Here is a 13,831-nt window from a genome sequence, read left to right as displayed (position 1 = left end):
CAGTACGATATCATAGTCTGTACCCCCTTCCTTTAATCAGTTCGCGAATCACCTTCTGGGCTATCGCACTGGCCTGATGCACCAGCTTCTCGGGCAGCTGATCCAGCAGAGCCTCGTCGAGCGTAAATACGAAATAGTATTTGCCGTTCTTTCCCTTCGACAGCGAGCAGTTATCTTCGCGAAACATAGGCTTGTTTCTTGTTTGCTTGGGCAACTCACTGATATACACGTTGCCATCGCGCATAAGCTCTACTTTACACTTGCCTGTAAAGGTCTTCATCTGCACGTCTTCACAGCACATAAAGTCTAGTACGTGAAGGTTATTTTCTTGGCCCACGGCCATATAGCCGTCGAGCATTACCGGTTTGTTGATATTTTTTTTCTGCATTACTTCTAAGTTTTAAGCGAGAAGAAGTTTCGGATTCTTTGGCCATTTACTCGAGAATATCCTCCTCAGCTTCAACTCAGAAATTATTGTTTACGGTTAACTCTCTCTCTTAGCGGTAGATTGATTTTATAAACTCCTTACCCTGCTTTGTCCACACCAGATAGGGACGTTGCTTGCGGGCGCCGTTTAGGGCGCGGTAGTGAAACTTTCGTTCCTCGGCATAGCCGCAATCGGCATACTTAGCAGTAAGCTTGTAGCGACCGTAACTCCAGAACATCACGCCCTTATCTACCAAGAAGTGGTTCAACTGCTTCACATCCACATCCAGACTCTCAGCTACTTGAGTAGCCGTCAGGCAGTCATCGGCAGGCATGTTGCTGCGTGCTATCGTTCGCGCTACAATTTTGTTGGCAGCCTCAACCAACTCGCTCTCGGTCAGCATCTCGCCCGTACGTGGGTTTCGGGTTGGAAGATAACCGCCCGTCTGTCGTATCTGCGGCAGCACCTCGGCCGTTACCCAGCGCTTAAACTCCTTGGCTTGTGGAAGCTTAGAACTTAGCACCAAAGCGTAGAGACCGCTCTCGTTGATGATAACCATCTGTTGAATTCCTCCAAGGGTGTCACGTTTCGTTACCCCCTTATCTTCATCATCTACATGGTCCATCAAAGCCTTGCGGGTATTGCTATACCCCAGTGCCTGCGCCACATCTTTGCCTACAAAGAAAGTCTCACCTTTCTCGTTTGTGAGTGTTCGAACCTCGCCGAACATCTCGTTCTTAAAAATTTTGATTTCTGATGTCATAATGTTTAATGATTAATCTTCACTATATCCGTAACCAGTATCTCCTGGAACACCTGTCCCTGATACTCATGTGTAGAGAAACGAAGCGTGGCCGCAACCACATCACCTTCGTAGAACCTGCACGCCGCCAGATTACCTAGCATGACGCACACATACTCGTTTTCAAACTTCGATCCACCCATCTCGCGCAACACTATGTTGCACTTCTGGATTGATCCATTGTCACTCTTAGACGACTGTACGCTAAAGGCCTCGCCCTGGCGTACCACTTTTAAGATTCTTGTATCCATTTACTTTATTATTTATTTAATGTCGCACCCTTTTATGCGACCTTTAGAAATCTCTATTAAAAACTGCCGTGCTATCGCAGCAGAGCAGGCTTGTGGCAGTCCGCTGACCGCCCGAGAATGTCACAAACAAAAAAAATATGAAAAACAGAAATGATTTGCAAAAGCAGAATCTATATCGTATGTAAACTTGTCAAAGAACGTACCTTCGAGGGAGTTGTTTTTCCCTTTCGGCACTGCAAAATTACGACATATATCAGAAAGAAAAAAGTAATATAATGCATATATCCACGCTTGTCTAACGTGTCTAATTCATTCGCCGTTTTTTATCTAACATGTCTATTTAGATGTCTAACAAAAAGGTAAAAAGAAGCCTCATAAATGCACTTTTTTTCGCTTTTCCTTGGAAGTATCAAAAATATAGTCTATCTTTGCACCAAGAAAAGACGAAAGGATATATTATGGACAAGAGATTTACACCACGTTCAAACGAAGAGATGCTTGCTGCAGTGCGAGCATTTCAGGCAAGACAGCGTGAATGGTTCAAGGAATCCGACAAACGTCTGGAAAAAAGAGTCATTGAACACGAACTTGCCGTATAACCTTTTATGTACACACTTGATTTAGACCGACTTAATCTCCGTTCTCCCTATTACGTTTGGAAGGTGAAGGACGGAGTTTATGCATTTGATACCGACTACGAAGTAAGCTATGAAATTGGTTTGAGCGTCAATGTAGAGATGCTCCAAATGGAAGTATGTGCTTTCGATATCAACAACATTAATCATAAGCCCTCACCCAACGACCGCAAACTCCGCGACACCATTCTTGCCATCATCGAAGAGTTCTTCCGTGCCAATGGCGGTGTGCTACTCTATATCTGTGCTACCGGCGACGGTATGCAGAAGTATCGTTTCCACCTGTTCATTCGCTGGTTCAACACCTACGAGCACCGCGACCTATACGAGATTCGTACCATAGAGGATGTGATGGACGATAATACTCCCAACTACGGGGCTATTATCGTAGAAAAAACGCACCCAGACCTTGAACTGATCCTGGCGCGTTTCGATGAGTTGGCGGCATTCCTTAGGAAGCCTATCGAGTAGCCTTTTCCTTGGCAATCTCCTGTTTCAGAGCTACAAGTTTTGTATATAGTCCATTATATGCAACGCTGATGATGCGTTCTATTTTTGTGGTCTTCATTGCTGTCATACGTCGTTTGTTTGCCTCTATATCTACAAGGCTCACCGGCTTGCCATTCATCATCCACTTCCCCTGTTCGGCAGACATACTTTTGCATATATTTCGAATGCGTTCATCATCATCAACATCAATGATGTCAGGGAGCCATTTAGCGATCTGACGGACAAAGCCAACCACTGTCACAACATTCTCACGATTGCTACGTGTCTCAAAGAGTCCTGCGTCATAAATCGCCTGATACAACCAATACCACTCCAAGCCTTTGCTCAGGTCAATCTTTCCTTGCTCCCCCATACCGACAGACTGACTGATGATTGTTCTCAGCTTTAACAACTGCAGATTAGACGTAAACAATTCATCAGAGAAAACGTCATTAATCAGTAACTGGTCACATTCCACTTCGATTTCTTTTACTTCCTCTACAACTTCTGCCTCTTCGGCATCATCCTTGAAGAAAGCAGAAATCAACTTCCCAATATCGCCACCATTAACCGTGTCTATATGCAGTTCCTTGTGGTGATCATAATGGTTGGCACCTTTTTCATAATAGCTGTTACTCATTGCTTATCTTTTTAAGAGGTACAAACTTCTCCATATTTTCTCCTAAGAGCATCTGACTGCGCTTGTCGTCATGAGTTGCCCCCGACGCATAATATGTACCATAAGTAGGCCGTTCAGCCACCTTCGCCATCGATTCTGTCAATTCCTTCTGTTGTTCGAAAGGCTCCATCAGACGCTTGCGGTATTTCTTGAGTAATTCCGGATAGTGCTCACGCCACGCTTTTTGCATACTGATGATAGGGTTTGCATTAAGGTCTTTTAGCATATCCCAAGCCGTACCGGCAGGATACTGCTCCAACTCGGCATCGACATCTTCGATGGGGATTGACGACATCACCATCTTCTCTAGTGTTTCCTTAGATTTCTCCAACTCCTTACAAGTACGCTTATTCTGCTCTCTCATTTGCTTGATAAGTTCGTCTTTCAGATTGTTTTCATTCTCAATCTCCTTATAACTCTTTGGACGATGCTCGCGAAGCAGACGCTGAAAATCTTCAGGAAAGATAGCATCACAAAGTGGATAAAGCAGTTCAGACGGTTCTTTTACACGGTTCATCTCTTCTTGCATCTGAAGCATCACTTTATCCATCTCACGCTGATGTTTCCGATCCAGATGCAATTCATCCACACAGTCCATCAGTCCACAATAGAAGATGTGCATGTGGGGCTTGAACGACTGACTGGAATTCATGACGGTCTCTGCAACTTTATGAAACCTCGTCCACTTTACGCCAATGATATGACGAATCATGACAGAATAGTAGTGCTTCAGGAACAGCCAGTGCTGGTTGAGCAGATCCAACATTTCCTTCTTTTTATCCTTAGTCCAATCCTGTTGCATAATCATCGTGAAGGCGTGCAGCACACACAGTACCTCATCGGTCTTATAGTCGTAACACACCTCCGACTTGAAAAGCATTTCTTTGAGTTCCCCAGACAGCTCACACCAATCTTGCTGGCATTCAGACTCCAACAGCATCTCCAGCACATGAAAGAACCGGTAGATACGCTTCGACTCCTTCTCAAAGCGTTTCAAATTATCACCCCAACATTCTGCAGCATAAATCAAGTTCTTTTCAGATGCCCATTGACCAAACTGATCATCATTTTTAATGATGTAATCCATTTTCCTCCTTATAAACTCTAGCCGGTCACCGGCGCAACAAAGTTTTGTGTCACCGTTCAGATACAATTCATAGTAAGGCACCATAACATCATGCAACATACTTTTATAATTAGGATCCTGCTGGGGTTTGTAACCTTGCCAGTAATACTTTTCATACAAGTTCACTGCAGGTTCCCCACTCTCACCTTTCATAAGTCGCTCCAAGGGATTGGTCACGGCATCTCGGATGTATTCTTTAGTTTTGTCTATGTTGTCCATTGTCTTTTTACCTTTATATTACCGGAGTGCAAAGATACTAATAATCCACCACACTCCAGCACATTTATGCATAAAATAATGGAATCAAATTAAAAACTTAAAATACCATATAAAATTAGAATGTCTTAAATCAAAACAAGGACGGTTCCTGCGATCATTTTTGATCAACGGAACCGTCCCTATGATTCCATATTTCAAGGACCTTATACACGATTTTGGGCCACCTGATTTTTTTTTCGAGGCATTTCTTTTTTATTCCACATATTTTTGTTATCTTTGCAAACAAGAAATTAGCTATTGTTTGCGGAGCAGACTTTATCCAAGACTAAGAACAAAGAGAATATTACGACATAACATAAAACAAAGAATATTTGATAAGTAGAAGATTATTTTTGATATTCCTGGGGGGTGTGTTATTGACTTCTTGCACCAAAGAGGGCGACACCATCTATCAGCCGGATCCCGATGAGCCGAAGGCCAGCACGGCCCCGCTCGTCACCGTGATCTATGGCACCGATGCCCTGGGCGACCGCTCCTATAGCGACCTTATATATAAAGGTATAGAGGAAGCCGCTGCCAAGTACGGCCTGCGCACCATGCAACTCTCGCCCACCAGCTATGAGGAGGGCCTTGGATACCTGCAGAGCATGTTCCAGGATGTGAAGAGCCAGACCGACACCATCCGCCGTCTGTATATCGTTGAAGCAGCGGGCTACGACAGTTACCTGCGCCAGAACAGCCACCTCTTTGACAATAATCCCTATGCCGACCTGCTCTATCTGGAGACACCCGAGCCCCTGGCCAGCGGCGGCTCCACACTCTATCTGCCCTACTACGGGGCCATGTACGAAGCCGGTGCCATCCAACCCGTTCTCAACAACAACACCACGCTCATCCTCTCCAACCCCGAGGATGCCACGGTGACGGGTGCTGCCAAGGGCTTTGCCGACGGATTCAATACCGACTACTATACCTACAAGGAGAAAAACCTCAAAACCATCTACCTGGCCCAGAAGGCTGGCGAGGGTTACAACATTGCCGACTCTACGGCTATCCGCATACTCAACCAGGCCAGTGGCACCATCATCCCTATCTGTGGCGGTTCGGGCTACACCATGATGTACCTCTGCGACGTGACACTCAGTGGCTCTTACGTTGGCATAGACGTTGAGCGGTCCTCAGCCTTGTGCCGCATGTCGGTATTCAAGCATATCGACCGCGCCATCAGCCTCTGTATCGGCCAGTGGCGCTCGCCAGAGGGCATGCCCAAGCACCAGGTGCTGGGACTGAAGGACGGCTATACCGGCGTTGCGCTCTGTCCCGTCCTGGACGATTATTACGTACAAAGATATAACAGCTATATATCAGATGCCCTGCGTCAGCAGATTCACGAGGATGCCATCAGAAAGGAGGAAGCGTATGAGCAGAAGTAAGATGTTTGATGGCAGATGGATGATGTGGCTGTGCGCAGCATGCATGATGCTGCTTATGGCCTGTAAGACGGAAGACGACACGATCGTCTACCAGCAACAGCATCAGTGGGTGGACAAGAAGGTGGCGGTGGTCTATCCCTACCGCAACACCCACACCAAGGCGCAACTGGAACGCACGGCGCAATGGTTCCTCGACAACTTCACGGAGGCGCAGCTCGCCAACGATGTCTGCGTGCGCCTGCAGCTCGACTGGTACGACGAACTATCCAGCGACCTGAAAGCCCTGAGCACCAAACTCGCCAACGACACCAATGTGGTGGCCATCGTCGGTCCCTTCAACAGCAGCAGCCTCGAGGTCTTCGCCCAGGCCTGCCAGCAGACCGAGAAACCGCTCATTGCCCCGACAGCCACCAGCGAGGAGATTCTCCGCCGCTACGCCGTGCCCACGCAGAGTGGCACGCGCACCGTGCGCCCCTTCCTTTGGTCGCTCACCGAGAGCGATGTGGCCTTTGCCGAGGTGGTCATGACGGCCTATGCCACCATGGCTCAGAAAATGAGTTTCGATACATCCAACGCCATTCTCTTCTCGCCCGACAATATCTATGGCAAGACCTTTGCCGACTGGGCGCCTTTCCAGGCCGAGAACCTCGATGTCGATTTGACTGTCAACCCGCAGTACACCTCGACCGACGACCTGTTGCAGCAAATCAAGGAGTCGCTCTATTCGGGCTCAGCGCAGGAAGCGATCTTCAATGTATTCTATTCCAATTTCTGCGTCATCGAGAGCATAGACCAACTCTGCCAAGTGACCGGTTGGCGCCGCAAGTGCATCATCGACTACATGGATATTAATGATACGTACGACCTGCCCGACACCACGCCTTACGACGACCCCGTCTACGACGAGATGGCTGCCGAGATCGAGATGCTCTTCCGCACGTATTTTGCCCTGAGCAACTTCAGCCAGGATGAAATCAACGCCCTCACCGAGCGTCAGCGTGCCATGCTCCAGTACTATCAGGGCTTCTCGCCCTATGCCGACCCTACCACGGGCTTTGAAATCAGCTACGAACAGAAGTTCGGTGTCAAGCCCACCTTCGAGGAGTGTAAGTTCTACGACGGCCTCATGCTTGCCGCCTTCGCCTGCTACAAACAGGTTATCGCCGGCCAGACAACCACCGATGACGATGACGAAAACGCTAAGAACATCGCTTTCAATCAGGCCGTCTATCACCTCACCTTCCCCAATGCCGATGCCAACCTGAGTGCCTCTGTGTGGAGTGCCACCGCGATGGAACGCTATCTGCGCTCGCTGAAAAACGGACTGGTGCCAAAGTTTCGCGGCGCTTCGGGCAACATCGCCTTCGATACCGAGACGTGCACAGCCGCTACAGGAACGACCTACGTACACTGGCAGATTGTCGACGGCAAAATCCACAACAGGCGATACTTCAGTTCCGACGGCAGCCACCGCGCCGGCGAAGCCACCGTGGCATGGAACTACTATTACGATGAGAACACAGCCAAGCAGCGATTCGCCGAGCAGGCCCTCGATCAGGATGCAGGCATCGACTACGCACCTCTGACGGACCAGTACGCCCTAATTATACACGCCAGCGAGGGCTTCATCAACTACCGCCATCTGGCCGACGCACTCAACGTCTATCAGCTGCTGCGCCGCAATGGCTTCGACGACGACCATATCATCCTCGTTGCCGACCGTTCGATTGCTGACGACCCGAAGAACCCCGAGCCTGGCATCATCCGCACCAGTATTGATGGCCCCGACCTGATGGCTGACGCCCAGATTGACTATGATGCTGCGAAGCTCACCGCCGCCGATGTGGCAAGCATCCTTGCCGGAGAACAAAGCGACCGGCTGCCAGTGGTCATCCCGCCCAATGCCGGTCATAACGTGCTGGTCTATTGGAGCGGACATGGCCGCAGTAGCACACAGAGCGGCTCCGACGAGTTCGTATGGCGCGACGCCCCTGCCCCAAAAGGCTTCACGGCTGGTCTCATGAAGCAGACCGTCAGCCGCATGCATCAGCAGGCCGCCTATCGCAAACTGCTCATCGTGGCCGAGCCCTGCTATGGCGAACGTGTGATCGAGGATTTGGAAGGCATCCCTGGCGTATTAGCCCTTACTGGCGCCAATGCCCAGGAGCAGTCGTGGGCCGACAACTGGAACCGCACGGGCTCGTTCTGGATGTGCGACCGCTTCAGCAGCAACTTCGTCAATGCCCTTGCCAACGATGCTGCCCAGACCTATCGCGACCTCTTCCTCTACTGTGCGCAGCACACCCTGGGCTCCCACGCCCGCATCGTCAACGCGGCCCACTTCGGCAACCTCTATCGCACCAGTCCCAAGGAATTCGTGAAAAAATAAACATATACATTATTAAATTATTAAAGCAATGAAACAAAAAACAATCAAACTTTTGATGTTAGCCGGAACGATGATTCTGGCAAACACGATGCTGATGTCGTGCTCTGACGATGACAGTTCATCAAGTCCATCGACCAATGTCGATACTTACAACTATCAATATCAGGTGTCTGCCGGAGGCAACCAGTCGTTATTTTATATCGACAGCCTACAGGCCAACGTAGTCAGCGTCACCGCTAGTAAGGACTGGATTAAGGTGACTCCCGCTACTGTCGAAACGGGCCAACCCTGCGTGCAACTCAATGTTGATGAAATTACAGGCGAGAAAATGCGTGAGGGCTACTTTGTGGCCACCGACGAGAAAGGCAACACCGCTAAGGTCAACATCTGTCAGTATCCTGCCGGTGAAGGCGACTTGAGAGCAGGTGGTAACGACACCGACTGGTTTACTGACTGGGACAAGTTCCAGAAGATAAAAGTTGTAGGAATTACCGACTCTATCAACACTCCGTGGAACAACGACATTTGGAGCAATCCCGAGACGGCTGCATCACCCCTGGTGACTCACATTTCGAAGGATCAGGGCTGGGAGATGGCGTTCAGCTATCTGAACAACCCCAACGCCCCCAACACTCGCTACTTCGGACTCTATAATCGCTATTTAGGCATTATGCGAGTGTTCTGCTATGTGCCCACAGGTCAGGTTCCAGGTGGTGAGGCCTATTTCGAGGTTATCTATGGCTCGGCATCTCCTACTCATACGTACTATCCCTTCTACAACTCTCTGGGCTATAGCATTCCGAGCAACAAGACGGCTGCCGACCTTAATTATAATGTAGATATGGTGGAGATGGGTTCACAGACGTTCCATAACTTGGTGACGCCCTACACCCAATCGTTGTCAAAGGTTATTACCGTGGGTTGGAACGTGTTCGATATAAACATGAATGGCTACGTACCCAAGGGTATGGAATGGCACAATCAGAAAGACTTTTATATGTTCTTCATCAAAATGGTGAACCGTCAGGTTTCCAATGTTGAACTAGAAGGCGTGTTTAGTGGCGCTCTAGACGGAAAGATGTGGCCTGCCAGCATTATAGCCAGCGGAGGTGGTAGTACCACCGACGGCATCTGTGGTGTGCTGGGTACGCTGAACACGATTGCTAGTGGCGTTGCTGGCACCGGACCTGGTGGCTATGCCAGAGATATGATGAGTTGGAACAAGTTCAAGGGCGAAGGTGGTGGTGCCACCAGCTGGAACCGCTTTATGATGGGAGCTAAGACGTATGCCGGCTATGCCAGCATTGGTCTCACTATTGCCAGCGGCATCTTCAAGGCTTTGGGTAATGAATATCCCACTTACTACGATACCATCCCTGGCAAGATTAACATGACGCTGAACGGTACCATCAATCTCTCTGGAAAGATTACTAGTTGGGGTAGTAATAACTCTGCCGGTCTGAGTATCAAGAAAGAGGCTTTGCAGGAAATGAACATGCAGGGCCATGTGGGTGAAGGTATTATTAGCTTGGCTGAGGATCCCGTCATCTGCGTAGCCAAGGAAGATATGATGTCCGATGTGGATCTTATGCTTCTCAATATCCAGTCGGATGGCCGCTATAAGAACACCGACATCGAGAACTACGGCCTGCGCCTCATTGCCTTCCTCGACCCCACCAGCATTAAGCTCAACCTGAATACCGATCTGTTTAAGGACTTGGGCGGTGTCACCGAAGTCGTGGTTACGCCTACCTGGGGTGTCTATCCTGATACCAAGCACGGCAGTACCGATGCCATGCGCAAGGCCATTAATCTGGAGCCACGTCCCGTCATTTCGCTTAAGGGAACACAGGTGAACGGCAATCTCGTACTCAATACAACAACAAGTCCCATTCGTCTGCATGAGATATTGGAGTTCGATTTGATGAACACCGAGATAGAAGATCCAGAGACAGTAGATAACTGTAAGATTGTAGATGGCACCAACAAGAGCTTCCATTTCTATGGCCGCAAGGAATTATATGGTGGTAAGAATGTAATGGTACAGCCACAGATATACGTACCCTATAAGGATGGCTATGCCTACGATGCCGAAGTGCCCGATATTGTGGTGGGCGTCACAGTCAGCTTCCACGTGAAGAACGCCAACCCCACGACCGCCAAGCCTTACGATTGCTTCATCTACCAGTTGCAGTACGTGCCGAAAATCAAGCTCGTCAGCCGTGAAGAACTAAAGACGTATCTCACGCTGCTGAAGGACTGCAAGAAACGCTGGCAGCCGAACGTGGAGATTGGCGAGCAGGAATATCCTGCCGGACATCTGGAGAACGACAAGTCTGTGCCGTTCTATATGCCTGCCATCTGCCTGCAGAAGAGCATCGACATGTTGGAGAAGGTAACGAAGTAAAACAAACATAACATTTAATTATAACCTATATGAATAAAACGAATTTTAAAACTATGCTGCTGGCAGGGCTTATGGCCCTGACCGGCGCAGCAGGCTTCACGGCCTGTAGCGACAGCGATGATGACAAAAACAATGGATCATCAGGTGGCTCCGATTCAAAGGAAGTATTATTCAACGACCTGCTCTGGTTCCAGAATTGCATCGTCCGTGTGGACTCTCTGGGACAATTCGTGTCTCGCAATTATGGTGAACCCCTTTACGACAACGACACCACCAATGTCTATATTGGCGTAGAGACCCTGGAGGAGGCTCGCCAGTTGTTCGACACCTGGATAGCTCCCGATGCCAAGGTGACTGCTACGCCCTCCAGCACTGACGTGACCGTCACACTGACTGACAAAGATGGCAAGTCTCAGGGCGAAGTCTATTTCAAAGCCGTTGACGGTGGTGCCACTATTGCCGAGGTCACCACTACGGCAGCTGTGCGTCACTTCCGCAAGGTCAGCTTTATTCCTAACAGCGCCTGGCCCACCAACGTGCAGGAGGGAAAGTTCATTAAGGGTGTGGTGTATAAAATGGACGTAAGAGTATCAATAATGCATTCTGGTATTCATGAAGATGTAAAAATCAAATATGAGACAATGAATATGGTCTGTATTCGTAGTCAAGGCAACGGTGTGCCCCCCATGCTTGTTGCGATTGGAAAAGAGAAAGAGTGGAATGGTGATGCGTTGAAGTTTGAGAATCTAGAATACACAGACATGATATCAGAGAGTGATGCAATTACAGCCTCGCAGATATTGCAAAACGACTGGGATTTGTTTGCCGGTGTCTTCGATGAGGCAGGCAATGGTCCGCTGCTGAGAAACGAGTGGTATTGGATAGGTAAGCTTGAAGATATTTTTGTAGATCAATCAGTCTATGCGGTCAAGCTTTCAGCTACAGGAGATCAAACAAAAATTGATGACTTTGACCGAATGTGGACTACCTCTTCCTTCTATCCCTTATACTGCAAGACCACACAATTCTATATGAAGTACGGTTCTATTAATTATGTGGAGCGTTCGTGGGATGATGCAACAAAGACCGTTAAGTCAGAGGAGAAGACACAAAAGGGATACTACGAGTTGATTGGTGAGAATGAAGAATTCCTTGAAAGCGAAGGCAGTTGGTATGCCGTCACTGGCAATGCTGCCAGCAATGTATTTAAGGTGAAGGGAACGGGCAACCACCTCATTATCTGCGATGGTGCCAAACTATCGTTAAAGCACCTGAATATTCCTGAAGGAGCTGAGCTTCACATCCATAGCGGCCCTTTGGGCACTGGTACCCTCTATGTGGACAATACCAGCGCTCCTGAAGGTCAAGGAGTTGACTATGATGAAGCTGCCGGCATCGGCGGACTCAACAACCAGAGTATGGGTACCCTCATCATTCATGGTGGTATTATCACAGCCAAGGGTAGTGACTACGCAGCAGGTATCGGCGGCGGTGATGCAGGTCATGGCGGTACCCTCATTGTCTATGATGGCTACATCAAGGCCTATGGCGGTGAAGACGCAGCAGGCATCGGTGGCGGCGAGGACGGTAGAGGTACCAACATCACCATCTATGGCGGCAAGATTGAGGCTACTGCCCGCCTCGTTTCAAGTAGCGTTGGTGCTGGTATCGGCGGCGGTCAGGACGCTGGCGGCGGCATCTTCACCATGTATGGTGGCGACGTCTATGCCGAGGGCGGCGTTAATGCTGCTGGTATCGGTGGTGGCGAGGACGGCACAAGCGGCCCTATCACCATCTACGGTGGCATTGTGAAAGCCTACGGTGGAAAATCTGGCGCCGGAATCGGCAGCGGATTTGCTGCAAATTGTAACACCGTCACCATCTATGGAGGTGACGTTGAGGCGCATGGTGGCCTTAATGCTGCTGGTATCGGTACTGGCGAGGAGGGTAAAACTTCGAATATCAACTCCGGCACCATCGATATTCGCGGCGGCAAGGTCTATGCTGTTGGCGATGGCTATGGTGCAGGCATCGGTGCGGGCCGTGAAGCCACCTGCGGCACAATCGGAATTGCCGGCGGTCGCGTGGATGCGCATGCCGGCAGCGACTGCGGCCCCTGGAGCGGTGCCATCGGTTCCTACCACTCTGAACATGAGGACGGATGCTATATAGGTTGGGCCGGATGGAACCGCATCTACATCGGCAAGGGCATGAGACTTTGGACTTACTCGCCAAATGTTGGTAGCGTCGAGAATGTGACCATTAACGTCTCCTGGTGGGATTTCGTTCATCAGCGTCCACAGGTTGCCTTTGACATATGCGACCATCCCGGATACACCGAGGCCACATGTCCGTACTGCGTGAAAATGAACATTGTCTTGTACTGAGGTAATTTTATAATAAATAAGGTAATTTGAAAAAGAAGTCCGGCAAACCTCCATTTGCCGGATTTCTTTTTATCACATTGCCATAAACAAAATTTTGCCACGAATGTCATCTGGTCATGGTCATTTGTCATTTTCGATTTCGGGAACGTGGTTATTTGCTCACTATATATAAATAAATATTTATATTATAGTGACGGATTTTGACAGTGTTTTTTCGATTTTGACAAATGACCATGACCACGTGACCGCCCGAAAAATATCGCGAAAAACACACGATTTTATCCTTAAAGCATTCGTGAACCGCAATCAAAATGCCGTACCTTTGCATTGTCAATTTGAGAGAAGAAATTTGCGCGCCCACGAGAAAAATTTTACGGGCCCACGGGGGAGGCGGATTTTCGATTGAAATGCGACGAAGAGTGAGATTAAAAATTGAATGTGAAACTTTAAACTAATTTGAATTATGGCACTGAAAGTAAAAGCAAAAGAACAGTATCAAAACATCGGCAAGTACGCTGGTCAGTATCGTTACGTGATGATGCCCGAGCTGTACACGGCTCTGACTCAGGACAAGGTGATTAAGGAGG

Annotated in this window: 11 protein-coding genes and 1 pseudogene; 7 read left to right on the top strand and 5 right to left on the bottom strand. The window is 48.9% G+C overall.

From position 1 onward, the window contains the following. Window positions 1-10: 10 nt before the first annotated feature. The 3 genes from Q0R57_RS13765 to Q0R57_RS13755 form a co-directional block, all read right to left on the bottom strand. On the bottom strand, window positions 11-388 hold the full coding sequence (locus Q0R57_RS13765; RefSeq protein WP_294748900.1) for a hypothetical protein: 378 nt from the start codon (window positions 386-388) through the stop codon (window positions 11-13). 109 nt (window positions 389-497) lie between these two features. Then, window positions 498-1,190 (bottom strand): BRO family protein, encoded by a 693-nt coding sequence (locus tag Q0R57_RS13760; protein WP_294748896.1) that lies wholly within the window; start codon window positions 1,188-1,190, stop codon window positions 498-500. 5 nt (window positions 1,191-1,195) lie between these two features. Next, complete coding sequence (locus tag Q0R57_RS13755) at window positions 1,196-1,480, bottom strand: hypothetical protein (protein ID WP_294748893.1); 285 nt, start codon at window positions 1,478-1,480, stop codon at window positions 1,196-1,198. Between the two features lie 344 nt (window positions 1,481-1,824). Here Q0R57_RS13755 and Q0R57_RS13750 point away from each other — a divergent pair, with 344 nt between their 5' ends. After that, complete coding sequence (locus tag Q0R57_RS13750) at window positions 1,825-2,079, top strand: hypothetical protein (protein ID WP_294748890.1); 255 nt, start codon at window positions 1,825-1,827, stop codon at window positions 2,077-2,079. Between the two features lie 6 nt (window positions 2,080-2,085). Continuing rightward, on the top strand, window positions 2,086-2,586 hold the full coding sequence (locus Q0R57_RS13745) for a DUF6169 family protein (protein ID WP_294748887.1): 501 nt from the start codon (window positions 2,086-2,088) through the stop codon (window positions 2,584-2,586). Here Q0R57_RS13745 and Q0R57_RS13740 read toward each other — a convergent pair. Both Q0R57_RS13740 and Q0R57_RS13735 read right to left on the bottom strand, forming a co-directional pair. After that, window positions 2,576-3,244, bottom strand: a complete 669-nt coding sequence (locus Q0R57_RS13740; protein WP_294748884.1) for a hypothetical protein — start codon at window positions 3,242-3,244, stop codon at window positions 2,576-2,578. The two genes, Q0R57_RS13745 and Q0R57_RS13740, sit on opposite strands and share 11 nt — an antisense overlap. Then, a complete protein-coding gene (locus Q0R57_RS13735; protein WP_294748881.1) occupies window positions 3,237-4,370 on the bottom strand; it encodes a hypothetical protein in 1,134 nt (377 codons plus the stop codon). Before Q0R57_RS13735 ends, Q0R57_RS13740 begins: the two co-directional genes overlap by 8 nt. A gap of 668 nt (window positions 4,371-5,038) precedes the next feature. Between Q0R57_RS13735 and Q0R57_RS13730 the strand changes: the two genes are divergently transcribed. From Q0R57_RS13730 to Q0R57_RS13710, 5 genes and pseudogenes are all read left to right on the top strand, one after another. Next, the gene (locus Q0R57_RS13730) at window positions 5,039-6,061 is read left to right on the top strand and encodes a hypothetical protein (protein WP_294748879.1); all 1,023 of its coding nucleotides are present in this window, start codon (window positions 5,039-5,041) and stop codon (window positions 6,059-6,061) included. Next, window positions 6,048-8,450 (top strand): C13 family peptidase, encoded by a 2,403-nt coding sequence (locus Q0R57_RS13725; RefSeq protein ID WP_294748876.1) that lies wholly within the window; start codon window positions 6,048-6,050, stop codon window positions 8,448-8,450. The genes Q0R57_RS13730 and Q0R57_RS13725 overlap by 14 nt, the downstream gene beginning before the upstream one ends. A 28-nt stretch (window positions 8,451-8,478) precedes the next feature. Next, on the top strand, window positions 8,479-10,857 hold the full coding sequence (locus Q0R57_RS13720) for a hypothetical protein (protein WP_294748874.1): 2,379 nt from the start codon (window positions 8,479-8,481) through the stop codon (window positions 10,855-10,857). Window positions 10,858-10,886: 29 nt separating this feature from the next. Beyond that, window positions 10,887-13,244 (top strand): hypothetical protein, encoded by a 2,358-nt coding sequence (locus tag Q0R57_RS13715; RefSeq protein ID WP_294748871.1) that lies wholly within the window; start codon window positions 10,887-10,889, stop codon window positions 13,242-13,244. A gap of 463 nt (window positions 13,245-13,707) precedes the next feature. Further along, a pseudogene (locus Q0R57_RS13710) lies at window positions 13,708-13,831 on the top strand (DNA-binding protein); the annotation flags it as partial.

The sequence above is a fragment of the uncultured Prevotella sp. genome (assembly GCF_946407605.1).
Taxonomy (GTDB): domain Bacteria; phylum Bacteroidota; class Bacteroidia; order Bacteroidales; family Bacteroidaceae; genus Prevotella.
This window is presented reverse-complemented; position numbering and strand designations above follow the sequence as displayed.